The sequence below is a fragment of the Eudoraea algarum genome (assembly GCF_050589645.1).
Classification (GTDB): Bacteria; Bacteroidota; Bacteroidia; order Flavobacteriales; family Flavobacteriaceae; genus JBNGOQ01.
Map to the genome: position 1 here is coordinate 1,146,101 of NZ_JBNGOQ010000001.1, position 25,162 is coordinate 1,171,262.

At 46.6% G+C, this 25,162-nt stretch carries 25 protein-coding genes and 1 pseudogene; 2 read left to right on the forward strand and 24 right to left on the reverse strand.

Annotation, left to right across the window (positions count from 1 at the left end):
• Positions 1–79 precede the first annotated feature (79 nt).
• The 22 genes from ACRD67_RS05300 to rpe form a co-directional block, all read right to left on the reverse strand.
• A complete protein-coding gene (locus tag ACRD67_RS05300) occupies positions 80–1,900 on the reverse strand; it encodes a glycoside hydrolase family 2 TIM barrel-domain containing protein (protein ID WP_430965997.1) in 1,821 nt (606 codons plus the stop codon).
• An 89-nt stretch (positions 1,901–1,989) separates the two neighbouring features.
• Positions 1,990–3,249, reverse strand: coding sequence for an amidohydrolase family protein (locus tag ACRD67_RS05305; RefSeq protein WP_430965998.1), 1,260 nt, complete (start codon positions 3,247–3,249; stop codon positions 1,990–1,992).
• 71 nt (positions 3,250–3,320) lie between these two features.
• Positions 3,321–3,683 carry a VOC family protein gene (locus ACRD67_RS05310; protein ID WP_430965999.1) on the reverse strand — a complete coding sequence of 121 codons (363 nt, stop codon included), beginning with the start codon at positions 3,681–3,683 and terminating at the stop codon, positions 3,321–3,323.
• Positions 3,684–4,271: 588 nt separating this feature from the next.
• A complete protein-coding gene (locus tag ACRD67_RS05315) occupies positions 4,272–4,940 on the reverse strand; it encodes a Pycsar system effector family protein (RefSeq protein WP_430966000.1) in 669 nt (222 codons plus the stop codon).
• Positions 4,941–4,950: 10 nt separating this feature from the next.
• Positions 4,951–6,192 (reverse strand): cation:proton antiporter, encoded by a 1,242-nt coding sequence (locus tag ACRD67_RS05320; protein WP_430966001.1) that lies wholly within the window; start codon positions 6,190–6,192, stop codon positions 4,951–4,953.
• A gap of 2 nt (positions 6,193–6,194) precedes the next feature.
• Positions 6,195–6,845 (reverse strand): ion channel, encoded by a 651-nt coding sequence (locus tag ACRD67_RS05325; RefSeq protein ID WP_430966002.1) that lies wholly within the window; start codon positions 6,843–6,845, stop codon positions 6,195–6,197.
• Positions 6,845–7,642, reverse strand: a complete 798-nt coding sequence (locus ACRD67_RS05330) for a hypothetical protein (RefSeq protein WP_430966003.1) — start codon at positions 7,640–7,642, stop codon at positions 6,845–6,847. The genes ACRD67_RS05325 and ACRD67_RS05330 overlap by 1 nt, the downstream gene beginning before the upstream one ends.
• A gap of 8 nt (positions 7,643–7,650) precedes the next feature.
• On the reverse strand, positions 7,651–8,682 hold the full coding sequence (locus tag ACRD67_RS05335; RefSeq protein ID WP_430966004.1) for a Rieske 2Fe-2S domain-containing protein: 1,032 nt from the start codon (positions 8,680–8,682) through the stop codon (positions 7,651–7,653).
• On the reverse strand, positions 8,673–9,092 hold the full coding sequence (locus tag ACRD67_RS05340) for a hypothetical protein (protein ID WP_430966005.1): 420 nt from the start codon (positions 9,090–9,092) through the stop codon (positions 8,673–8,675). The genes ACRD67_RS05335 and ACRD67_RS05340 overlap by 10 nt, the downstream gene beginning before the upstream one ends.
• On the reverse strand, positions 9,089–9,301 hold the full coding sequence (locus tag ACRD67_RS05345) for a hypothetical protein (protein ID WP_430966006.1): 213 nt from the start codon (positions 9,299–9,301) through the stop codon (positions 9,089–9,091). Before ACRD67_RS05345 ends, ACRD67_RS05340 begins: the two co-directional genes overlap by 4 nt.
• 2 nt (positions 9,302–9,303) lie before the next feature.
• Positions 9,304–11,259, reverse strand: a complete 1,956-nt coding sequence (locus ACRD67_RS05350; protein ID WP_430966007.1) for a thiamine pyrophosphate-binding protein — start codon at positions 11,257–11,259, stop codon at positions 9,304–9,306.
• 19 nt (positions 11,260–11,278) lie between these two features.
• Positions 11,279–11,662 (reverse strand): DUF2721 domain-containing protein, encoded by a 384-nt coding sequence (locus tag ACRD67_RS05355; RefSeq protein WP_430966008.1) that lies wholly within the window; start codon positions 11,660–11,662, stop codon positions 11,279–11,281.
• Between the two features lie 5 nt (positions 11,663–11,667).
• Positions 11,668–12,414: a hypothetical protein gene (locus ACRD67_RS05360; RefSeq protein ID WP_430966009.1), complete on the reverse strand. Its 747-nt coding sequence runs from the start codon at positions 12,412–12,414 to the stop codon at positions 11,668–11,670.
• 51 nt (positions 12,415–12,465) lie between these two features.
• Positions 12,466–12,993 carry a hypothetical protein gene (locus ACRD67_RS05365; protein WP_430966010.1) on the reverse strand — a complete coding sequence of 176 codons (528 nt, stop codon included), beginning with the start codon at positions 12,991–12,993 and terminating at the stop codon, positions 12,466–12,468.
• The gene (locus tag ACRD67_RS05370; RefSeq protein ID WP_430966011.1) at positions 12,977–14,587 is read right to left on the reverse strand and encodes a glutamate synthase-related protein; all 1,611 of its coding nucleotides are present in this window, start codon (positions 14,585–14,587) and stop codon (positions 12,977–12,979) included. The genes ACRD67_RS05365 and ACRD67_RS05370 overlap by 17 nt, the downstream gene beginning before the upstream one ends.
• 22 nt (positions 14,588–14,609) lie before the next feature.
• Positions 14,610–14,816 carry a hypothetical protein gene (locus ACRD67_RS05375; RefSeq protein WP_430966012.1) on the reverse strand — a complete coding sequence of 69 codons (207 nt, stop codon included), beginning with the start codon at positions 14,814–14,816 and terminating at the stop codon, positions 14,610–14,612.
• Between the two features lie 109 nt (positions 14,817–14,925).
• Positions 14,926–15,600, reverse strand: coding sequence for a Crp/Fnr family transcriptional regulator (locus ACRD67_RS05380; protein ID WP_430966013.1), 675 nt, complete (start codon positions 15,598–15,600; stop codon positions 14,926–14,928).
• 140 nt (positions 15,601–15,740) lie between these two features.
• On the reverse strand, positions 15,741–16,343 hold the full coding sequence (locus tag ACRD67_RS05385; RefSeq protein ID WP_430966014.1) for a YceI family protein: 603 nt from the start codon (positions 16,341–16,343) through the stop codon (positions 15,741–15,743).
• On the reverse strand, positions 16,300–16,881 hold the full coding sequence (locus tag ACRD67_RS05390; protein ID WP_430966015.1) for a YceI family protein: 582 nt from the start codon (positions 16,879–16,881) through the stop codon (positions 16,300–16,302). Before ACRD67_RS05390 ends, ACRD67_RS05385 begins: the two co-directional genes overlap by 44 nt.
• A 95-nt stretch (positions 16,882–16,976) precedes the next feature.
• Positions 16,977–18,110, reverse strand: a complete 1,134-nt coding sequence (locus ACRD67_RS05395) for an AraC family transcriptional regulator (RefSeq protein WP_430966016.1) — start codon at positions 18,108–18,110, stop codon at positions 16,977–16,979.
• A 3-nt stretch (positions 18,111–18,113) separates the two neighbouring features.
• A complete protein-coding gene (locus tag ACRD67_RS05400) occupies positions 18,114–19,097 on the reverse strand; it encodes a YpdA family putative bacillithiol disulfide reductase (RefSeq protein ID WP_430966017.1) in 984 nt (327 codons plus the stop codon).
• On the reverse strand, positions 19,097–19,756 hold the full coding sequence (gene rpe, locus ACRD67_RS05405; RefSeq protein WP_430966018.1) for a ribulose-phosphate 3-epimerase: 660 nt from the start codon (positions 19,754–19,756) through the stop codon (positions 19,097–19,099). The genes ACRD67_RS05400 and rpe overlap by 1 nt, the downstream gene beginning before the upstream one ends.
• A gap of 427 nt (positions 19,757–20,183) precedes the next feature.
• Here rpe and ACRD67_RS05410 point away from each other — a divergent pair, with 427 nt between their 5' ends.
• Positions 20,184–20,921 carry a hypothetical protein gene (locus ACRD67_RS05410; RefSeq protein WP_430966019.1) on the forward strand — a complete coding sequence of 246 codons (738 nt, stop codon included), beginning with the start codon at positions 20,184–20,186 and terminating at the stop codon, positions 20,919–20,921.
• Between the two features lie 327 nt (positions 20,922–21,248).
• A pseudogene (locus tag ACRD67_RS05415) lies at positions 21,249–21,548 on the forward strand (endonuclease domain-containing protein); the annotation flags it as partial.
• Between the two features lie 176 nt (positions 21,549–21,724).
• On the opposite strand, the gene ACRD67_RS05420 reads toward ACRD67_RS05415, so the two are convergent.
• Positions 21,725–22,588, reverse strand: a complete 864-nt coding sequence (locus ACRD67_RS05420; protein ID WP_047247652.1) for a sigma-70 family RNA polymerase sigma factor — start codon at positions 22,586–22,588, stop codon at positions 21,725–21,727.
• A 217-nt stretch (positions 22,589–22,805) separates the two neighbouring features.
• A complete protein-coding gene (locus ACRD67_RS05425; protein ID WP_430966020.1) occupies positions 22,806–25,016 on the reverse strand; it encodes a polyribonucleotide nucleotidyltransferase in 2,211 nt (736 codons plus the stop codon).
• Positions 25,017–25,162 lie beyond the last annotated feature (146 nt).

A 25,162-nucleotide genomic window follows, 5' to 3' on the forward strand; every position in this document is an offset into this window, starting at 1 on the left:
ATCGATGTTAGTGCTTCTGCGCTGTTCGGGATCTTAATTATGGCCCAGTCAATCATCGCACTTCCCCACAAACTGGTCATTACTCAAAAACCACATCGTCCAAATAAATATAATGTGGAGATCCATAGCTGGCCGAAACAACAACCAGGCCGGATCGTATGCAACTCAAATCGAGCTTTTTAAGATCAATGGTATACTTTTTCCATTTGGGGGTCAGTTTGATTTCGATTTCTTTCTTTGCCGTATCCGGGAAGGGTTTGTCCTTGTCGATCAATCCAAAGCCAATTTTGGCGGTTACCCCCCTTTTACTGGCTTTGGCCCAAAAACTGAATGTTTTGGCCCCGGATAGATCATAACCTCCCAAAATTTCACCCCAATCGTTTGGGGGATCTACAAAACCGACACCGTACCAATCTTGGAAGGCCTTATAACCGATCCGGAGGGAGGTGGTTCCTGAATGTACATCGTCCGTGTGCTCGGTATCCACTTCAATGGATCCAATATTCCCCATGTAAGCCGAAGGAATATAGGGATTGCCCGTACCATCTTTATACACATAGAATGGCAAGCTGGTTTTGGCCACGAGGTATTTCCGCTGTTTGGCTTCCTCATCCCTCACAACGACAGCAGTGGAGGCAATGCCTACATTGTTGAACGAGTCCTTTACGTTTACATATACTTTAATGGGGCCGTGCTCCTTGGGCAATTGAATTTCAAAACCCTCCCTGAGGTTACCGCGAAATTGAAGCGTATTGATCTGATTTCTTCGCTTACGGCTTCCGGTTCTCTGATTGTAGTAAAAACTAATATCGAGACGTTCGTTTTCAACATCGGATACCCCTAGGGAGACAGGCATCCAGGTTCCAGAGTCCGCTTCGGAGTCTGGCAACGTAAAGCTTGTTATGACCGGAACGGCATTGATCGGTTTTTGCCCGGTGTAGGCTTCCCGTATGGCCCAATATTGGGGGCGTAGCATTTTCTTGTAGTGGGTGAGCAACCAAGGAGCAATGAAGTCGTTGCCATTGCTGTAGTGGAAAACGTATACCCCTAAACAAGCGGGTTTGTTTTTGATCCAGTTCTGATAGCCCTTTGCTATGGCATCGTACTTTTGTTGGTCATTGGGCTCCACTTCCACACCGTTTTTTTTCTCCTTGATGTCCCATTCCCCGGTTACCCCAAATTCGGTCACGATATAGGGTTTGTCAATACCTCTTTTTTCAAGTTCGTTGGCCAGTAGATCCACGCCCGGGCCATAACTGTTAAGTCCATAAATGTCTATGGAGGGCACAAATTGCTGCCACCACTCCAACCCAAAAGTCCATGCTTCTACCGAGGTAATGGGATGGTTGGGATCCTGTTGCTTAATGGCACTGCATATGCTTTCCAAAAGCTTGGAATAGGCCTCCTTTTCGGCATCGGTCGCCATGTTCAGGTAGACCTCATTGCCAATGCCCCAACTTAGCACGGCGGGATGATCCTTATATTTTTCCACCACCTTGAGGGCATTGTTGTACATAACCTCCATGCCCTTTTTATCCTCTAGATAGTCAAAGCTATCGTCATCTTCCATCCCGGGCCTACCGTGGCGCATCCAAATGCCCACCATAACTTTGATGCCGTAGGTATGTGCAACATCGAGCAGTTTTCCTGTGTTTTTATCCGTGGCCCAGAGCCTGGTGGTATTGACACCGAGAGATTTCAGGTCCTGGAAATAATGATCGTAATTTTCAACGTCCTTAGCATACCCAAAAGTTGCCCCTTTAATTTCAAAGGGCTTTTCCCCTACCATTAATGTCCAATCGTTGTCAATTTTACGCACCGTGGTCTGTGCGGATGCCTGGTAACAAAAAAGGCAGGCCGTTAATAGCTGAAGTATTGGATGTATTTGGTAACTGTTCATATTTCGGAAAATATACAAGGTAGGTCAGCTAATCCATTCAAACAACCTTTGCTTGGTGGATTCCTGGGATTTCATGGGTATGTTCCATATCATGGATCCAATAGGACCCCCTGCTTCACTTTTAAGGCGATGGTCGTATTCACCTCGGCGATATTCTCCAGCGGATTTTGTTCCAGCACCAAAAAGCTGGCTTCGTACCCTTCCTTAAGGTAGCCTATTTTTCTATTGGGGAAGGTGGTTGTCGCGGCATTTTCGCACCACATTTTCAGCAGTTCCAGGTTGCTAAAGACCTTGAGATCGTATAGGAACCTGAATTCACCGACCGAATTGTCATTGTACATATCCGAACCAATAGCCAGTGTAACCCCTTCCTGTTTTAAGAGGCTCAGATTGGCGCGGATATTTTTGACCAAGTCGGTATAGTTCGGTTGCTCTTGATTCTTTTTGATCAGGGAAACCGTGGTCACCACCGTAACCCCCTTTTCCCTGGCCAGCGCGGCGTCTTCCTTGGCGATGGGCTTTCCATTGCGTATCTCGGGCAGGTGCGCGATCTCGTCCACACCGGCGGCGACCGCTACGTGAAAATCATGGGCCGTGGCCACATGGGCACTGACCCTTAGATGGTCTGCATGTGCTTTTTTTACAATTTCCGGCACCAATTCGGGATTCAGGCCTTTACGGCCATAATAGGTGGTATCGTCCTTGCGCTTTGCGTATTCTTCCGAATACAGCAGGTTCAGCTTAATGAAATCCGGTGAAAAAGAGCGTACCTGCTCCCATTTGCTGTTCAGATCATCGAGGTCATCAATGATAAAGTACCCGTAGGACGCCACCTCTTCGATCGAGTTGAACATGCCGTCAAAGTAACCGCGGTCCAGATAGCGCTGTCTTAGGGGAATGGGATGTCCGCCCGTGCCCGTCAAGGGGGCATGGGCCATACTAACGTCCAGCCCATCGGGTTTGTTGTAATGGTGCATCAGGGGGGCTATCCGCTTTTTTATGGTAGAAAGCAACTTTACATAGAAGATGCCATTATTCAAATAGGCATCAATACGTTGCTGTAAGCCGTAATCGCTCTCCAGATTGTGGTTATGGGCCTCTGCAAAGGGCGGAATAACATATTTGTTGGTAAGGTCTATGACCGTATCGTTAGCCGTGGTGGGCTCTTTAAAATGCAAGCTGCCCTCGCGCACCCATGCCGTCCGCTTTACAAAGGTCTGGCCATTGAACCAGTGTCCGTTGACCAATTGCATGCTTAATCCGGTCTGATGGGGGTTTTCCGTATTAGCCTGATTTCCCGTGTGCAGTAGCGGCACCGCGATGAGGAAAAGGATTATATAGAACTTCATACCTCCGTGATTTTTAGTTAAAGATTACGCTCTGTTTATTGAGGCTTTAAGTTACGGCCAAGGTACTGATTTCACTTTTTATATTTTGGTTGATATAATTGTAGAAAGAAATCCCCAGGGACTTTAAAGTAAGTAACCAATCCCCATCCAAGATCCTCAATTTCTCCCTTGAATTCAACACCTTTGCTTTTTAGCTCTTTAACGGTTTCATCAATATTGTCGCAATAAAATGAAATGTGGTGTGTGCCCGAAGGTTTTCCGTGTTGCCCGCTTTCGTCGGAAGACTCTACCCCCATGTCACCGCCTTCAACAATATCAAAAACCAGCCATCCGTCACCTATATCAGTAGCCTTAAACCCAATTTTATCTCTTAAAAATTCGCGGAGTTCTTTAGCTTTTGAACTATAGAACATTGTATTTATCCCCTTTATCATCTTTAATTTAGGTTTTGTTTGTACCTAAGCTAGGAATACGATCATTGATTAAATAGCTATTATATCCCCACTACCGCCACATCCAAGTACGGCGGCATTCCAAATATATGGAATCTTTGCCCTTAAATAGGTATCCCCGTTTTTCGAAGGGTTCTTTGTCCCGTAGACCTCTAGCGGATACAGAACATATCACTGGCAGATGCAAAACACATCTCTGGCAGATGAAGAACACATCTTTGACAGATGCGGAACACATCTCTGGCAGATGAAGAACACATCTTTGACAGATGCGGAACACATCTCTGGCAGATTCAACATGAATCTTTAGCAGATTTAAGATATATCTCTAGCAGATTCAAAACACATCTCTGGCAGATTTAAAACATATCTCTAGCGGATTTTAAAAAAAGAGCCGGTATTAAAGCTCCCCTCCTTGTTCAAGGAGGGGAATGAATCACGCCCCTGGCGTGAGAAAGGGGAGGTTTTTTCTACCCTTCCGTCCCCGACCGAGCAAAGCGAGCGTCGGGGATTTTATGCGTTCGATCAAGTTGAGCGAATCGCTTTCCTTCATGTCAAAAAGGTCGTTTTTTATTGTAATACAAGATAGCCCCCAAAAAGCACATGGCAGGCAATAAAGGCTAGAACCGCAAGGACGATACCGACCAAAAAAACGGTGAAGGACTTGCGCAACAGCTTAAACTTACGATCTATGGTCTTGCCCAGATAAAAAGTGTCCTTGGCAATGGTCCTGTACAACTCGTCCCCCTGGTGCATAAGCCCCGTTAGTTCATTGATGTACTCCTGTTCCTGCATATCGTGGAAATTGCCGTAGAACATCAGATTGCCCGTCTCCCGCTTCCCGTGCTTCAGTTCCGGACGGGTGGCAAAGACCGCATAGGCAATGGAGATCAGATTGGTAAGCAACATCATAATGGCCGGGTAAAGTAAATGCGGGTCCCTATCCAGCTGGCTCAATACCGTGCCCAGGATAAGCGAGAGGATCAACGCATTGATCGATATTAGGATGTTCGACTTCCGGTCGATCATCGCATTAAGGGTATACTGGTTCTTGGAGATCAAACGGAAGAGGGTCTCCACACCACGCTCTGGCCTTGGTGCTACTTTGGCCAGTTTTTTCTTGAGCGACTTTAGTTCTTCCCGATCCACGCCCAGCTCCTTCATAAGCTGCTGGTCCATGATCTTGGCCCGTTTCCGGACCTTCTTCTCTTCTGTGTTTTCTGCTTCGGATTCGCTCATGGACTATACCTTAAGGATACAATTTTTTTACCAGTCGGCCTATACTGAGGCCCTGTACGATAATGGAGAACAGCACCACCACATAGGTAATATACAGAATTAAATCAGAGGAGGCATTATCGCCCAGGCTCAGGGCCAGGGCAATGGAGATACCGCCCCGTAGGCCACCCCAGGTCAATATGGTCACCGTTTTCAACGGACTGCGCTCTGTATGTTTTAAGAGCGAATAGGGGAGGAAGACCGAAACAAACCGGGATAGCAGTACAATGACCAGGACAATGACACCTAGCGTAAGGAAACCCATATCGAACTTTAAGAGATGTATGGCCAGGCCGATGAGGACAAACAGGATGCCGTTGAAGACATCGTCCAGGACTTCCCATATTTCGTTCAGCATCTTTTGTGTGGCCCCCTTGTTGGCCGCTAGGTTTATCTTATTGCCAATGATCATGCCCGAAACTACCATGGCCAGGGGTCCCGAGACATGAATGATGGAGGCCAGCGCATACCCGCCCATCACCAGGGCCAGACTGATCATAACCGCCAGTTGGGGATTGTCCTTTACCGATTTGATGCAGGTATAGCCCACAAACCCGAGCAGGGCCCCATATACAATGCCACCAACGGCCTCTTCCAGGAACAATATGCCTATTTCGGTACCCAGGGAACTTTCCATGGCATGCCCGCCCATATCGGCCAATAACAATATACCGGCAAAGACCACTACTCCGATGCCATCGTTAAATAGCGACTCTCCTTCGATCTTGATCTGCAGATTTTTGGCAATGCTGGTCTTCTTAAGAATGGCCAAAACGGCTATGGGGTCCGTAGGGGAGATGAGGGCACCAAAAAGCAGCGCGTGCAAAAAGGGGAGTTCTATGCCCAAAAGTTGTGCCGCTCCATAGGTAAGTCCGCCCACCAAGAAGGTAGAGATCAATACGCCCAGGGTGGCAAACAGCAGAACGGACCATTTTTCCTTGGCCAGTTCATCAATATTTACATGCAGGGCCCCTGCAAAGAGCAGGAAACTCAAAAGGCCGTCCAACAGGAGTGTCTTAAAGTCGGAATTGGTCACCATATCACAAAAGAACATATAGAAGTCCGGGAAGATACTTTTACTGAGTGTGATCAGGATGATCGTGGCCAGGCTCATCAACATCAACCCGATGGTGGCCGGTAGCTTTAGCCATTTATAGTTGATAAAACTAAAGAATGCGGCCATGGAAAAAATGATGCTGAACGATTGTAACATGTCTATGATTTTACATTAATATATTTTCCGACGAATACGGCGATCACAATGGCTAGGTAAAACTGACCAACAATGTTCATGACCAGGGTAAGCGCCTGTGAGGGCTGGGTAAGTGGCGTAACATCGCCATATCCCACGGTGGTTATGCTGATAAAACTGAAATAATAAAAGATATAGCCCGAATAATCACCTCGCAAATGAAAAGAGGCCGGGTCCATAAAATGGGCAAACTCGAACAAAATACCGCCAATGACCCCCAAATACACAAAACCCAGTATGGGGCCAAGGATAAATTGTAAGTTCATCTCCTTGATCATCCGCAATTGCTTTAAAAGCAGAATACAGAAATACAGGAACAACAGAAAGGAAGAGATAAGTCGTAAGGGTTCCATCATAGACGTGTTTGGATTTGAAAACTCCAGCCAAATACTACAGAGCGCAATAAAGCCCAAGATATAGGTCCATCTTCTGGATTTGGCATGTGCGGCGATCAAAGAACTGGCCAAAATGACCAGCGTATAGTTTACCACTACAATATGGGCCGCATGGCCCCCAATAATACTTACATGGATAGGCGTCAATAGGAAATTAAGTACACTGATCAAAGCGATCAGGTATTTATTGGCACTTAGCGTTTCCCAAAGTTTCTCCATCAGTATACTTTTGAGGGGCTGTCCAAATCCTTGATGTCCTCGGTATTGATCCGCAATTGGTACCAATCTTCCAGTTTTACTACGGTGCCCTTTACCAAGGAGGGTTTTCCCACATAGGGCAGAATGTCCTGGTTGATAGCCTTTCCTTGGCTATCCGTAATCATATAGTATTCTGAGATATTGTTCTCGTCGGTAGTGGCCAAGACCGGAGGAATACCCCCTGCAATGCAGAGCACCGCACAGCTTCGGTGAATTTTTCCCTTGCCGGGTTTCATCACCCCAAAATAACATTTGGGATCTATGATTTCCCCGCTAAGTTCCATATCCGATACCACTAGGTTCGCTTTGGGCAATTCCCTGCCATTGGCCCTCTCCACTAGGGATACTTTTTCATCGGAAGTGAGCTGTAACAGGGTTTTTCCATTGTAATAGACCAGTTCCCCTTCTATACGTAGGGTACTTCCGGAGAGCTGATCCACTTCTGATCGAATCTTGTTCAGATAGGAGTTGGGGCCAAGTTTGCCAAAACCCAGGAGCACGATGCTCTTAAAGGTGTTCTCCTCCGTTTGTACCCGCAACATGGGATAGGGCTGCTCGTGATACGTGCCCGTGACGGCTGTGTCAATGCCAAAATCAAAAGCGCTATTGCTGAGCTTGTTCTGCGTAAGGCCAAAGATGGCCGCCATACCCAAAAGCACCACTAGCGCAAACATTACAAAACGCTTTAGCAGTTTTTTGGTGCCGGGGGACACCTGATCTACATATCCGATATAAAAATCATCCTTTTCTTTCATCATATACAGGTTTACAAGATAATGGGTTCCACGGCAGTGCCTTCGGCCAGGGCCTCTGGATACACATAGATTTCTTCTCCTCTTTTTTGCACCCTATAGGTGGCTATCTTTTCGGTAAAGGGTGGAGGCGACTGCCCATTGTGGGGCAAATATTGGTAACCGTGCCAGGGACAGGTAACACAACCGTCTACCACTTTGCCCTCGCCCAAAGGTCCGCCCTGATGCTTACAAACATTGGAAATGGCAGAAACTTTATCGTCGTATTTAAAAATGGCGATACGTTCCTTGTCCAATACAAAGATTTTTGCCCGATCTTCGGGAATCTCTTCAATTTCGCAAACATACACCCAACCATCTTTTGTTTGGGCGCTCTTTCCTCGATCTACCTTCCCCTCTTTTATTCCCGCGGCCAGGTGAAGCGAGGCAATACCCATAAATCCTAAACTCAATATCCCGATGGACCATAGGGAAGGTTGCTGTTGCAAGGCCCCCAAAAACACGTGCATAAGGATCAATGCATAGGCAACATAGACCGACATATGCAAGCGTTTCCATGTTTTGGGGGAGAGGTTCTTTAGCCAAAAGTCATGGCTTGTGGCAGCCATTAGAAACAGGATGATCAGGGCGAAAAAACCCAGTACCTGAAAGGGAAAGTTGGTCAGGGAACCATAGTCCATATTGGAGGTAAACAGGGCGCGAAAGGCATTTACATTGCCCAAGGTATGGAACTGAATGATGGAAAAGGCCCCGTGGACCAAGGCGGCAAGGAACATACTCACCCCCAGATGCCTGCGGTTGTACAGTACGGGCAGAAAACGGGGGTTTAATCGGGCCAAGGGCCCTATGGCCAGTACAACATGCAAAAGGGCGATGGCCAGGGTCCCAAAGGCCCTAATGATCAAGGTTTCTGCCGTAATTTCGGCATTGGTGCCCAGGCTTATCCCGATAAAGGCCAACAGGTACAGGAGCACGGAGACCGCAATCCATTTGTCGTAGACTTTCTTATGCTTGTTCCAGAGAACGGGTCGGTAATCTAATCCCATGATAATGCAATCTTTGTTATTTCCTCTTTTTTTATGGCATCGTAGATCTTGATTTCCTCGGTGGATCTATCCAGTGTAAAAGTGTACACGCCCTTCTTGTCCAATTGGCCCAGATAGGTGTCCTCGGTCGCCTTGGACGAGCTGGCATAGACCAGGGCGGAAGGGTGGGGCAGTGGCCGTTTTAGGAACAACCGCAAGTTTCCCTCCGCACCGTCCTGCTCTAGAAACAGCGTAAGGGACTCGTCTTCATATACGGGCGGTTCTTTATGTATCCCATCATTGACCAACAAATCGTTGTCGTTAAATGCGGGTTTGGGGATACCCAGTACCGCACTGACCAACAAAATAGGGATTAGGATGGCCAGCACCACCCAAATCATCTTATGTGCTTTTCTAAGGTCCGAGGTCATGCTTTTACTTTTATAATGAGCTTTGCCAGGAGCAGGGGCCATAAGCCTATGCTGCCTGGAATAAGTAACAGGCGTACGGTCCATTTGCTGTCCGAAATCACCGGATCTATTTGGGCGGCGCCCTTAAAAAAGAAATAGAGGCCAAATAACAGGCCTACGCCCGTATAAGCGGCCAGCAATAACAAGAAGATAGTTATAACACTTTCCATGATCAGATAAGGTTTACATCAGTAATAATTTCCAAAACCCCTGCACTGGGCAGTGCGAACAGCTCCTGCATGGCCGTTTCGAGTTCCGCGTCGTTCTCAACGCGTTTGCCCCACGCTCCACAAGATCTGGCGTATTCCGCAAAATTGGGATTGGAAAGGGAGGTCTGCCAGACATCAAACTCGCCGGCACGTTGTTCCTTGGAAATTTTCCCCAGTTCGTGGTTGTTGAGTACGATCAGTTTTACCGGCATGTTGTATTTGACCAAGGTGGTCACCTCTGCCAAATATTGACAAAGTCCACCGTCTCCGGCCACGGCTACCACCGGTCTGCTATCGCCTACTGCTGTCCAGGCACCTATGGCGGCAGGAAGTGCAAATCCTATGGACCCCAAGTACCCAGACATTAGAAAGTCCTGTTGTTCGGGTTCAAAATAACGGCCAAAGGAATAGGCGTTGTTTCCCACATCAACGCACATGACCGCATCCCTGGGAGCCGTTTTGTTCAACGCTTCAAAGACCGCTATGGAACTTAGGCCCTGGTTGGAGGTCTCCGTTAGGCGCTTTGCTTTTTCTTCCTTCCAAATAGCCCATCGTTCAGCAATCTCTTCTTTTTGATCAAGGGTATTTGTTTTTCCCTGCAGTGCATCGGAGAACAGTTCCAGGGTCCGTGAAATTTCCCCCCAAACGGCTACGTCCACCTCGTGGAATTTGCTCAGGGCCAAGGGATCAAAATCTACCTGTATCGTTGGCTTTTTAGGAGTTATGCCCGTATGGTTGGAGAAAGAGGCCCCAAAAACGATCAATAGGTCGGCCTCGTTCATAAACCAGGAGGCTATGGGGGTACCGCTTCTTCCCAGCACCCCACAGCCCAAGGGATGACTGTCCGCTATAAGCCCTTTTCCTTTAAAGGTGGTGACCACCCCGGCGTTTAGGCTTTCGGCAAAAGCTACAATAGCCCTTTTATGGGCACGGGCGCCATGGCCCATAATGATCAGTGGGCGTTTTGCCTTGGAAATAAGGTCAATGGCCTTGTCGGCCATTTCCTTTGGTGGTGCTATTTGCATCGACGTTATCCTATTGGTAGGGGTAAGGGCTTTGGCGTTGGGTTTGGCCTTGCGCTCCTGTACTTCATCCGGGAAGGTGAGGTGGGATACATCGCGCTTTAGAATGGCGTGTTTCACTGCAAGCGACATAAGCTCGGCGTGCTTGCTATCGCTCTGTACGCGTTGGTTGAACTCCGCTACCGTATTGAATGCCTGCACCAGGTCTACTTCCTGAAAATTTCCGGTTCCTACCACCTGGGTGGCCACTTGTCCGGTGAGTGCCAGAAAGGGTGCCCGGTCTACCTTGGCATCCCACATGCCCGTATACAGATTGGTGGCCCCGGGTCCTGCAATGGTAAAGCAGGCAGCCGGTTTGCCTGTAAGTTTTCCATAGGCCGAGGCTGCAAATGCCGCTGCTCCTTCGTGCCGAATACCGTAGAAATTAAGCTTGCCTTTTTGTTCCTGTCGTTTCATGGCATCGGCAAATCCCAAGTTGGAGTGCCCTACCATACCAAATACCTTGGTGACGCCCCAATTTACCATGGTCTCCACCATAATGTCCGATACCGTGGCCTCATGGGGGACTTCCTCTTCCATCCCTACAAAAACCGCATCGTTTTCTTCTTTTACGGCAAAGGTTTCCACGCCATCGTCAAAACCTCCGGGCGGGAGACCTGTGCAAGGATGAAAATCCCAACCGTGCCAAGGACATCTGAGCATTCCGTTTTCAATGGAACCTTCCCCAAGCGGCCCGCCCTGATGGGGACATTTATTGTCCAGGGCAGAAAATTTCCCTTCAAAATGGGTGAGACAGATGCCTTTGTGATTAACGGTCACTGTTTTTACCCGACCATCGGGCAAGTCTTTCTTATTGTCCAGCACCTTGTGCCATTTTATGTTTTTTGTGGTAGCCATACTTTGCGTTATTTAATTTTCAACAGTTATTGTGAAATTGATCTTGTCTTAGTTTTACGGCCTTATAGGAGTAAAGAATGAGCAACATAAGCCCTATTAGTGCGCATGCGATACCTGCGATGGTAATATAGATTGAGAAATCAACATGGGTTCCCGCGCTCTGCGCCAATCCGGAAATTAACCCCGAGATCAAAAGGCAGGCTACGGTAAGGTATAAAAAAACCATGGCATTGTTGAGTAGCCTCAGTTGTCTGAGTTTCCTGGCCATGAGCATCGCCGTAGTGGTTTTGTCCGAAATTAGATTTTTGATCTCATCACTTAGGGCCACCAAAAGATTGGAGGTCGATAAGATAAGCAGACCAATTCCGGGAATAATCGTAACGGGGACGTACCAGTTTTCCATGAACCTTATTTTTTATAAGCTTCCATTGCTTCCTTAAAGAAATCGCCTGCTGTAGTTCGGTTAGTGCCCGTAGCGGGCAGTACCGCGCCCTTAAATCCATTGGAGCGCCATTCCCCTTGTGTTAGTTCGGTGAAATCTGAAGTATCCACGGCATCGTGTCCCTCATAGACACTAATATAAAAATAGAAATCATTGACCATGGTATCGGGAATGGACAGCCCCAATCCTACTGCTCTACCGCTCCCATCATGGAGCGTTGCAAAGGCCCCAGTATCAAAATGGTGTGGCCATATCCTAATCGCGGAGGTCAATTTTTGTTCTTCTAAAAAAGCGCGCAACACCAGCTGGGCCAAAATCCGGAAATGCATAAGTTCCCGGAGCCTGCCTGAGTCCACAAGTTTAAAGGTGAACCCAGGGGTCATAGGGTAGGTGGGTTCGTAGTGAAAGGCATAGGAATAGGCTTTGTCCAGATCACTGTTTTGCGTCATGCGTTCCAGCCAACGGACAACTTCCTCATGGGTACTGCCATCCAACCGAAAGGTCTCAGTGGCATTGGTTCTACGCCATTCCAACGAAAAGGTATTATAGTTCAGCACCAGGATATCGCCCGAGGCATTTAAGGGTCGTGTGGATAAACAGCCATCCTCAGTCGAAAACCCTAAGTTGGTGTGGCTATCATCGGCTTCTTTTTTTAAAAAACTGATGGCGGCCGTAGCCAAATACTGTCCTGCCAAATACGTCTGATTGATCATGTCATATCTTTTTCTGTGTTATTCACTTTTACTTCTTTCTACCGCAACGCATCAATGTTCTGGCTCCACGGTTGATTTGGACAAAATAAACACGAGCCCAACGGTAACAAACTGGTCTGCCAGTTGCCCGGCGATTCCCTTAAACTCTACAAAGGCAAAAAAATGGTTCAGGTTGTAATGGGCCCCGAAACCATAGTTAAGCCCAAATTCCTTGACTTCTTCTTGTTCGGACGTCATCTCGATGAGGCGTTCTTCCTCTATGGTGTAATTGACCCCCGCAAGGGGATAAATCCCTAGTTTATGTGTAGCTTCAAAGACATAGTGCCCGTTGAAGTTCAACTCCGTGATCCGCATCTCGTATTCCGAATCGACCTCCTGGTAGGGGAAAAACGAAACCTCTGGCCCAAAACAGATGTGTGGATTGGGACCGTAATAAAAGCGCCCGTTAGCCCCCCAAAGTCCTTGGTCGGTCTCTACGGTAGGTCCAATGCCTCCCATAAATCCCTGCTGGGCCATGCCAGTGCCCATAAGCAGGAGCAGTCCTGCCGCGATGAGGATATGTCTAAAGAACACCTGCATAGGGTATACCGCTTAGTCGGTGCATATCGTAATCAAAGGTAGACAGGTCATCCTGATTAAATTTTGAGATGTCGTCATAGCCACAGGCCCTTGCGATTACCTTGATGAGGTTGTTGGTGGCATCAAAATAATTAAAGAGTTGTTTGGCCGAGGATTCAATGATCAACCGGCTACGCAGGGACTCCTTTTGGGTCGCAATGCCTACAGGGCAGTTGTTGCTGCCACACGCTCGCATACCCAGGCAACCAACGGCCTGTATAGCGGCATTGGAAACAGCTATGGCATCTGCCCCCAGCATCATGGCCTTTGAAAAGTCCTCGGCAATACGCAATCCCCCGGTAATGACAAGCGTAACATCGGTCGCCCCCACCTTATCCAGGTACTTTCTTGCCCTTGCCAATGCGGGAATGGTGGGTACGTTGATGTTATCCCTTAAAATGGTAGGGGCCGAGCCCGTACCTCCGCCACGACCATCCAGGATAATATAATCCACCCCCACATCGAGGGCAAATTGGATGTCCTTTTCAATATGGCTTGCCGCTATCTTAAACCCTATCGGGATGCCACCCGTGCGTTCCCGTACTTTTTCCGCAAAGGCCTTAAAATCCTTTACACCGTGAAAATCGGGAAAGGTGGCCGGGGAAATAGCGGTTTCGCCTTGCTTTAGCCCACGGACCTCTGCAATTTCGGCGCTTACCTTATTTCCTGGTAAATGCCCACCGGTACCCGTTTTAGCTCCTTGTCCGCCTTTAAAATGAAAAGCCTGTACCTTGTCCAATTTATCCCAGGAGAACCCGAACTGGGCCGAGGCTAGTTCATAAAAGTATTTGCTGTTGTTCTGCTGTTCTTGGGGGAGCATGCCGCCTTCCCCGGAACAGATGCCGGTACCGGCCATTTCGGCCCCCTTGGACAGGGCTATTTTGGCCTCTCGCGAAAGTGCGCCAAAGCTCATATCGCTTACAAACAAAGGGATGTCCAGGACCAGCGGTTTCTTGGCCTTAGGCCCAATGACCACCTGGGTGGCCACATCCTCATGGTCCAACAGCGGCCTGCTGGCCAGCTGCGCCGGTAAAAATTGGATCTTATCCCATTTGGGCAAGGTGTTCCGATCTACACCCATGGAGGAGGAAAAGCCGTGATGTCCAAGGTTTTTAAGCCCGTTTTTGGCCAATTCCTTAATATAGCCGGTATAGGGCTCGGTATCCTCGGGATGGGTATCGGCGTAGGCGCCAAGGTATTCCTCGCGATCAAAAGGCTGCGGGTGCGCTTCCAAAAAGGCATTGATCTCCGCTTCGTCCACATAGACCTTGTCCCCATCCAAGTTGGTACTGAATTTATGCAGTACTTCGTTGTTGTTGTATTCCGATACACCGGTATCGTAGCGGTAGTCCCAACCATGGACACCGCAGATCAGGTTGTCCCCTACAATGCTGCCATCGGCCATAAGCGCGCCCCGGTGAAGGCACCTCCCATAGAGGACCGAGATTTGGGCATCAAATTTTATTAGGACCAGATCTAGGCCGTTTATCAGGGCATGGGTGGGTTTTCTATCTTCCAATTCGCTTAGCTGTGCGATTAAAATGGGTTTTTTCATATACAGGTGTCTTTTGTTAGTGTTAAGAGATTATTTTTTTTAGATAGTCTTTAAAATGATCAGGGACGGGAAAATCAAAAAAGAAGGGCAACGTATAGCGATTCCGCTCCAGCGTTTTGGACACTTCCGTTTCCAAGTAATGTAGCAATAGTGCGTTCTTGCCAGTAAGGATAGTGGCATGCGGACCAAGATAGCCCAGAATCGTAATGGTTTTGGTTGTTGTATTCATTAGTTGTGTATAGTTTGACGCAGATTTGTATCGGCCCTTTCAGTTGGGTTCAAAATACCCTTGCTAGGGGTGCTACTGTAGCCGGCTTCTATCCGTACCCCTATTTTTTTTAGATATCCCATGAAGTACCTTTAAACATGGTAATGTATTTGCTGTCATAATGGATCAACCCCTGCTTTCTAAAGGTGCTCAACTGATTGCTGACCGTTTGTCTGGAGGTATTGGTGAGGTTGGCGATATCTTTATGGGACAACAGGTTTTTGGCGACCCATTTGTCCTCTTCTTCTTCCCCGAATTCCCGAATGTAGTCCTGGACAAAGTCCCCAATGCGCGTGGCGCTATCTTTATAAAGCAGATTTTCTAAGCGATGCTCCAATTTTTTGATGCGGAGTCCGTATACCTTTAACACCCCATTTTTAAGGGATTTGTGCTTTTCCATGAGCTCCTCCATGGTGTCCGATTCAATGTAGCAAACGATACAGTCCTCCAAGGTAACCGCCCGCTCCTTTACTGCAGCTTCCTCATCATAAAGCGATAGCTCGCCAAAAATGTTCCCTTTTTTTACAATGTACTTTACGGTATCGCTATGGGGATGCACAATTTTGACGGTGCCCTTTTTCAGGAAAAAGACACAACGTTTGTCCCGATTGCCTGTTTCAATAGGATTTCCCTTATCTATATACTCCATCTCCAGGATTTCGCATAGGCGCATCATGGTAGACATCCCAAGTTTGTGGAAGAGATTAAAACCTTCCAAAAACCAGTATTTGGTCAGTGTTTTCAAGAATCAATTTTACTATTGGGTGGTACTACCTAAAAGTAATGATTTTTAAAGTGTAAGCAATAGTGGATAATAGCGCAACTTACTTTGGACGACACCTTGCCAATTTTGGGCGGTGCTATTGAGAAGGTTTTGTGGGTCGGTTATGGGTCCTGTATGGCGATCAGGTTCACTTCCACGTCAATGACATTACCCACAAGCATATCCATGGCTCCGAAATCCAAGCCGAAGGCGGCCCGACTGATTTGGGTAGATAGGACCAGGGACAGCTCGTCCCCGCTGAGATCGATGCGCATGGGCATGCTAACCTCTTTAGAGACCCCCTTAATTTGCAGCATACCGGTCAGCACCGGCGGGTTGTCCTTGGTTACATCTAAGGCGTGGAAACGGATGTAGGGGTATGTGGAGGCATCGAGATAAGCTTCATCTACCAGACTTTTATCCCGGGCCTGGTCCTGGGTGTCCAGACTAGCCACCACAATCCTGCTCCTGATATCCACAAGAGCGCTGTCCCGGTACACTATGGCTCCTGAAAAGCGGTGAAACTCACCATGAACTGTTAGAAACCCCATGTGGGAAATTTTGAAGGATATCCCCGATCTTTCCGCGTCGACAATGTATTTTACGCTTTGGCACAAAACACATGGCACGCATGCAAGGAAAAGCCCGGTAAGCGCAATGTATCTTTTAAGGGCTCCTATACTATTCGGCAAGGGCAAGGATGAGCAGGGTAATTTTAACATCATTGCCGATGAGGCTAGTGCCGTTGGGCAATTTTCTGTCAAAGGGGATACCGTAGTCGAGCCGGTTAATGGTAATACCCCCTTCAAAGGCGATTGATTGCTTTTTTGTGGGCAGATCGGGTAAAGGCCCCTTTATCGTAAACGGAAGCGCTATTTCCTTGGTTACCCCTTTAATCGTCAGGTTTCCTATCAAATACTGTTTTCCCTCACGCTGGTTTACCCCTATGCTTTGGAAACGTATTTCGGGAAAACTGACCTGATCCAAAAAGGCCTTGCTCTTTACCGCTTCTTCGCCTCCAGGGTTGTTGGCATCATAACTTTCCACTTTAATGACCGCCTGTGCGCTCATAGCCGAAAGATCGTCGGCATCGTAGGTGATACTTCCCTGGACGTCTTTGAATCTTCCCGAAACATCAATTACCCCAAACCGTTCTACCTGTATTTGAACGGCACTGTGTCCGGGATCTATGTTGTAGGTCTGGGCAGTAGTGTTAAGGGCACAGATAGCCAGGGCTAAAAAAAGTACGTTGCGTAATTTCATAGGTGTTTTATTGATGATGTTCAGGACACAAGTATAAGAGGTATGCCCTATTTTTTTGACAATCGTTATAGGGGTTGCCCTGATTTTGGGAAATTTTAGGAATTGTCACTCCGCTGCCGGAATTGGGAGGGCGTCATTTTTTCAAATTTTTTAAAGGCATTCACGAAAGAGGTTTTGTTATTGAAACCTGCATCGAAGGTTACCTGTAGCATAGTGAGCCTAGGTTGTGAACGAATGATTTCTTTCGCCTCTTGTACCCTGTACCGATTGATCAGATCAAAGAAGGAACAATCATATGTTTCATTGATGGTCTGTGAGAGGTGATGGGTACTCATTTGGAGTAGGGTAGCGAGTTCCTTCAAGCGAAGATCGTTCTTTAAATAAGGCTTATCCTGCTGCATTAGCCTTTTGATGCGTTCCGCGTAGTCTGCCTTTTCGTCCTCGGTTAAGGAAGAATTTACGTATTTGGCCTCTTTTTGGGTAGGTACTGGCCAATGGATGCCCGCCATGCGATAGCCAACGGAATAGATAAAAAATCCCATGGGCAATACATAGATATAATCCAAGAACCTTCGGTAGAAATTGGAGGCAAAAAGAACGTACAGATAAACCGATGCCAGCACCAGGGTTGCCATCAACAATAGATTCAGAATCTTGAGCCAAATCACCTGGTTAATGTTGGAATATTCACGTTTTAGGCCCTCGGAATACCTGCTGATCCTTATCTGGTTGTAGACCAGGTAACCTCCTAGATGTACAAATTGAAGGACGAAAAGAACGGAATACAGGTATTCGAAGGGAGTAACCACCTTTTTTCGATGATCAAAGACCGCCAGCATGCCGTAATGGATTTGTCTGGAACTCAGGGTGTCCGAACTGAGCAGCGGAACGATAAGCACAAAAACCAAAAATGGGAAAAAATGCAAGGCATCTTTTTTAGAGAATTTCCATTGGGTAGTGGTAACGGACCTGAAAAAGAACAGGGTCAAAGGCCCCAAGAGAAACCAGGACCCATATCGGGTTCCGTAGAATAGATCAAAACCGATATCGTATTTAGTGCGTATGGCCAGAAACTCGGACAGGAACCAAAGAAAAGCCAAGATGAGGGCAAACAGGAATATATTCCCTCTTTTCCTGCGCTTTTCGGCCGATACCAATAATATAGACAACAGGAATATTCCTTGGAAAATGATGATTATGATTCCTATGGACCAAATATCCAGTTTCATCTTTTATGCACCTACCCGGGCCGAATTTTTCTTCAGAATGGCTTTGATGATGATCTTGGCATGTACCCTGGAATTCTCAATGAACCATTTATGGGTTTCCATACCTCCACAGATGACACCAGCCAAATAAAGGCCTTCCACATTGGTCTCCATGGTTTCGGGATCGTACTGGGGCAGCTTCTTTTTATCGTCGGACAGGATAATACCCAACTTTTGCAGAAATTCGAAATTGGGCATATAACCGGTAAGGGCAAGTACAAAATCGTTTTCTAGGACAATGTCCCCCTCAGGCGTGTCTATGGTAAGCTCAGTTTCCCTAATTTCGGTGACTTGGGCATTAAAATAGGCTTTAATGCTTCCCTCTTTGATGCGATTGATAATATCGGGCCTTACCCAGTACTTTACGCGTTGTCCTACCTCGGATCCACGGATAATCAAGGTAACATCGGCCCCTTTACGGTAGCATTCCAGAGCAGCGTCAACGGCCGAATTACTGGCGCCGATCACGGCCAATTTTTGACTGGCATAAAAGTGGGGGTCTTTGTAATAGTGCGATACTTTGGGCAGATCTTCTCCAGGCACGTTTATCCTATTGGGGAGGTCGTAAAATCCAGTCGCCACAATGATATGGGCAGCGGTATAACTGTGCTTGTCGGAGATTACCGTAAAACCTGTGCTATTTTTGTGGACCTCGGTCACTTGTTCAAAAAGCTGGATACTGAGTTTGTTCGAGGTAACGATGCGCCTGTAGTATTCCAGTGCCTCGTTCCTTTTGGGTTTCGCCTCCTTGCTTATAAAGGGAATCTCATCGATTTCCAGTTTTTCGGAAGAGGAGAAAAACTGCATATTGATGGGGTAATTGAAAAGTGAGTTTACTATAGGCCCCTTTTCTATGATAACATAGCGCAATCCTTTTTTTTGGGCTTCCAGGCCACAGGCGATACCGATCGGACCACCCCCGATAATGAGAAGATCTAGGTGCTCCATTACCCTATCTGTTTTTTTAAAGTGGCGATGGTATCGGAAGGGCTTTCACTTTTAAAGACAAAACTTCCGGCGACCAAAACATCGGCGCCGGCTGCCACCAATGCAGCTGCGTTTTTGTCATTAACGCCACCATCTATTTCTATAAGGGCCCCGCTGTTTTTTTGTTGGATCATCGCCTTTAACGCCTTTACCTTTTCATAGGTGTTTTCTATAAAGGACTGCCCTCCAAAACCGGGGTTCACGCTCATGACGCAGACAAGGTCTATGTCGGCCAAAGTGTCCTCCAGGAGCTGCACGGATGTGTGCGGGTTTAGGGCCACGCCCGCCTTCATTCCGGCTGCTTTTATGGCCTGCAAGGTCCTATGTAGGTGGGTACAGGCCTCGTAATGCACGGTCAGCACCTCGGCCCCCAGATCGGCGAAGGTTTGGATATAACGATCCGGATCTACGATCATAAGATGCACGTCCAGAGGTTTTTTGGCATGTTTGGCCATAGCCTTCATGACCGGCATTCCAAAGGAAATGTTTGGGACAAAGACCCCATCCATGATATCCAGGTGGAACCAATCTGCCTCGCTTTGGTTTACCATTTCCATATCGCGTTGTAGGTTGGCAAAATCAGCGGCCAGTAGGGAAGGGGCAATTTTATTTGTATTCATTTGACTTTTATAGATTCGAACTGTGGGTAAAAAACCTTATTGCTCTATTTAAAATATTGATTTTCAAGTAATTAATAACTATAAAATAGCTAAACACTTGTGGCTAAAGTTACGGATTTCTATGAGAAATGGGCGATTGGCCCTTGGAATTTGCTTCTTCGGGCAAATTTGTCCCACTTTTGCGAGTTGACCCTGAATCCTTGCTGGAAAATTAAAGGTTCCCCGTACTTCGATCGTGACCTTGCTAGGGTGCTTGGCATTTTAAATAATTTATATTTATTGTAGGAAATAGATTACTTTTTATTTAAATATCTTATATTTATCCTGAATGTGTTTCACCTTATACCCTCATTCTTACCGTTCCTTGATCGCATAGTTTAGTATGCAATTAAGCGGACATAATATTAACTTCAAAAACATGAATAAAATGAAAAAATCAATTTTTGCTTTGCCGGTATTGGCTATGGTGCTGTTGTTTTCCTGCAGCAAAGAAAGTAGTTTGGAGGACCAACTCCAATCCGGTTCCTCGGAAGAACTGAAATCAACTTCCCTTATTTCCTCCTCCAATTGTGATAATGACCTTATAGGCCCTACGGTGCTCAGTGTTGGGTCTACCGTGACCTTCACCTGTGTTGCCAATGCCCCGGACCCCAATCCTTCCAGTATTGTTTGGACCGTGCCTACGGGATTGAGAATTATTAGCGGGCAAGGCACCGCTACCTTAAGGGTAAGTGTGGGCAGCGCCTTTAACGGGGGCCAAATAAGTGTTGACCTTAACCAGGGGCAGTGTGGGAAGTCCATGGGCTTGTCCCGCGCAGGGGGAGGTTCGGTTACTTGCCCCAGCAGAAGCAATCTCTTCATCGCTGCTGCTGCCGGAGCCAATGGTTGTGACGATTTTGGTATTTCACTGAACAATGCCAACGATGTAGCATCGGTAAGTTGGACGTATTCCATCCAATCCATCAATAACAGGTCCTTTGGTACCTCATCCAACCCCAATGGAAACTATTCTATTTTTAAGCCGCTTTACCTTCCAACGGGTAGTTACAATAACCATTACTTATGGGTAACGGCCAATATTACTTTGACAGATGGTTCAACTTGTACCGTAAGCAATAGTAAATTGTTGAGCTGTAGCGGCTCCGGTGGTGGTGGCAATCCATAATCGGTCCCGGAGCTGGGTAGCCTAACTGAGGAATAGGGGAGACATATGGCCCGCTCCATAAGACAAATAAGGAATAAGGTTACGTTAAAAGCGTAACCTTATTTTCTTTATAGGATTGTCATGCCCATAAATGAAAAAACTCCGGTAACCAACGAACATATTTGTTTCCCCTTCAGTAAGAGGGGATTAAGGGGTGTGTCATTTGATAATTCCCTTATTTTTATATTCATGAAAATTTGGTATAATCCAAAACTTACTCCCTTGGCCAGGCAGCTAAGGAACAATGCCACCAAGTCCGAAATTCGGTTATAGCAGAAGTTAAAGCGCGGGCAGATGTATGGCTATGATTTCCATAGACAAAAGCCCATAGATCAATATATTGTGGACTTCTTTTGCAATAAGCTACAGCTTGCCATTGAACTGGATGGATATTCCCACGAAATTATCGAAGTCTGGGAGAAAGATAAAAAGAAGACGAGAAGGCTGAATAACCTAGGTATTCATGTCTTGCGATTTTCGGACCATCAGGTAATGTTTGACATGGACAATGTGCTTAGAGCCATTGTCGACTATATACAAATCTTTGGAGAAAATGACGCTACATCTCCCTCAATCCCTCCTTGTTAGGAGGGAGGTGTCCGTAAAACCCATAAATGAAAAAACTCCGGTAATCAGCCGGAGTTTATTCATCAATCAAAAAACGAACAGTCATGATAAACTGTTGTTACGTTTCACAAATTACAATTTTAATGCCAAAATTCCAATTTAAAGAAATATTTAACATCGGATTTGTGTTCGGGCGCTTAACCCAAATAGGTCTTTAATATTTTGCTTCTAGAGGTGTGTTTTAACCTTCGGATCGCTTTTTCCTTGATCTGACGAACCCTTTCCCTAGTCAGGTCAAAGGTTTCACCAATTTCTTCCAAGGTCATGGAATGCTGTCCAGCAAGGCCAAAGTACAAACGGATAACATCCGCTTCCCTAGGCGTCAGGGTTTCCAAAGCTCGCTCTATTTCGGTACGTAAGGATTCGTGCAATAATTCCCTGTCCGGATTGGGCGATTCACCACTACGCAAAACATCATATAGATTGGAATCTTCCCCATCTATTAAAGGCGCATCCATGGATACATGGCGCCCTGAATTTTTTAAGGACTGTTTTACATCCTCAACGGTCATATCCAGTTCTTTTGCAATTTCCTCTGCTGAAGGGATACGCTCGTGCGCTTGCTCCAAGAAGGCAAAAGTTTTATTGATCTTGTTAATGGAACCAATTTTGTTCAATGGCAGGCGTACAATACGTGATTGTTCTGCCAATGCTTGTAATATGGATTGACGAATCCACCATACGGCATAGGAGATAAATTTAAATCCCCTGGTCTCGTCAAAGCGCTGCGCGGCCTTGATCAACCCCAAGTTTCCTTCGTTGATCAGATCGGGCAAAGTAAGTCCTTGGTTCTGGTACTGTTTGGCGACCGATACCACGAATCGAAGATTGGCTTTTGTAAGTTTTTCAAGAGCGATCTGGTCGCCTGCCTTGATACGTTGTGCCAATTCTACCTCCTCGTCAGCGGTAATAAGGTCTACCTTGCCAATTTCCTGCAAGTACTTGTCCAAAGATGCGGTTTCCCTATTGGTAACCTGTTTTGTAATTTTCAGCTGTCTCATCTAACTTTTTCCTTTCTAAATTAAGTTCGTAATATATGGACTGCATATGGTTATACGTAAAAAAGGACCAAATGTTACAACAAGCTTATATAATTTTGATTTTTTGGTTAAAAGCACACAAAAAATCGGTGGAAATAGAATAAGATCGATGAAATGCGGGCAATAAAAAAGCCCCAACGACTGCGCTGGGGCCTATTTTTAAGCTATTTAGGGTGTTTTAGTCCCTACGGGCCTTACGGTCCCTGTTATTCCTGTCATTTCTTCCACGATCGCGGTTGTCCCTCGGCGGCCTTTCCTTATACCCTTCAGGTTTGGGCAATAGGGCTTTTCGCGACACTTTTTCCTTGCGCGTTCTAGGGTCGGTACCGAAATATTTTACATCGAAGACATCGCCCATGTTAACGGCATCGGTAACATTTTCTGTACGTTTCCAAGCCAATTCGGACACATGGAGCAACACCTCGTTTCCGGGGGCTTCCACATATTCGACCACCGCTCCAAAATCAAGGATTTTGATGACTTTCACCTCATATACACTGCCAACTTCGGGCTTAAAGGTGATGGAATCGATTTTTGCCAATACGGCATCGATACCGTCCTGATCGGTACCCAAAATTTCCACAAGGCCTTCTTCCGTTACCGGATCCTCGTTGATTACAATGGTGGTCTTGGTCGTCTTTTGAAGCTCTTGGATTACTTTTCCGCCAGGGCCGATCAACGCACCAATATACTCGCCAGGAATGGTGGTAGTCACCATTTTTGGGGCATGTGCTTTTACATCTGCATTGGGTTGTGCAATGGCCTCGGTAAGTTTCCCTAAGATATGCAGGCGACCTGCTTGTGCTTGTTTCAGGGCTTTTACCAGAATTTCATAGGACAGTCCTTTTACCTTAATATCCATCTGGCAGGCGGTAATCCCATCTGCTGTTCCGGTTACTTTAAAGTCCATATCCCCCAAATGGTCCTCATCTCCGAGAATATCGGACAATACGGCGTAATTTCCTGATTCGGCATCGGAAATAAGCCCCATGGCAATACCGGAAACAGGCTTTTTAAGCTGAACACCGGCGTCCATTAGTGCCATGGTACCCGAACAGACCGTTGCCATAGAGGAAGATCCGTTGGATTCCAATACTTCCGATACTACACGTACGGTATACGGGCAATCCTCGGGAATCATTCCCTTTAAAGCACGTTGTGCCAAATTACCGTGTCCTATCTCCCTTCGGGATGTGCCACGAATAGGCCTTGCTTCCCCGGTTGAGAAAGGAGGGAAGTTGTAATGTAAATAAAAAGTTTCCTCACCTTCAAAAGAAGGCATATCTATTTGGTTGGCTTCGCGGGAAGTTCCCAAGGTAACCGTAGCTAATGCCTGGGTTTCCCCTCTGGTAAATATGGACGAACCATGGGTAGAGGGCAGGTAATCCACTTCGCACCAAATAGGGCGGATTTCATCAGTTTTCCTACCGTCGAGTCTTAATCCTTCATTTAGGGTAAGGTTACGTACGGCCTCTTTTTCGGCCTTGTAGTAATATTTGGAGACCAGATCCCCAATTTCCTCCAACTCTTCCTCGGAAAAAGTAGCTTTGATCTCTTCCTTTATTTCGGCAAAGGCAGCACTTCTTTCCTGTTTTGCCGAACCGGCTTTGGCAATGGTATATACTTTGTCATAGGCCATGTCATAAATTTTCTTGGCGAGTTCCTCATCTTCGGGCTCACCCTCATATTCACGCACTTCCTTTCTTCCAAAGGCGTCCGCCAGTCTATCCTGGGCTGCACATTGTACTTTAACGGCTTCATGGGCAAATTTGATGGCCTCTACCATTTCCTCTTCGGAAATTTCTCCCATTTCACCCTCTACCATCATAACGGAATCTGCAGAAGCACCAATAACCATATCAATATCCGACTCTAGCAATTGCGTTCTGGTAGGGTTAATGACGAATTCGCCATCAACTCTTCCCACACGAACCTCCGATATGGTACATTCAAAAGGAAAATCGGAAAGTTGGATAGCAGCAGAAGCAGCCAATCCGGCCATGGCATCTGGCATTACATCCTCGTCATGTGACATGAGTTGGATCATAACCTGTGTTTCTGAGTGATAATCCTTTGGAAAAAGTGGCCGCAATACACGGTCTACCAAACGCATGGTAAGGATTTCTCCATCACTTGGCCTTGCTTCCCGCTTGAAGAAACCTCCGGGATAACGCCCCGAAGCGGCGAATTTTTCACGATAGTCTACCGTAAGGGGTAGAAAATCCAAATCGCTTTGTTTGTAATTGGATACTACCGTACATAACAACATACACTTGCCGGATTGTACAACCACAGAACCATGGGCCTGTTTTGCCAATTTTCCGGTCTCGATAGAGATTTCCCTACCGTCACCGAGGTCTATGACCTCTCTAAAAACTTTTGGAATCATAAATTTTAATTAAGGCCTCTTGTATTAAAGGCCTGTTAAACAATGGTCTTCCGACATACGCGTCGGACAGTGTTGTGTTGTTGTGGTGACCAATGAAAAACTATGTGTAAGCTTTTTGTGTTTGCCCTAGATCCTTGTAGGGGCTT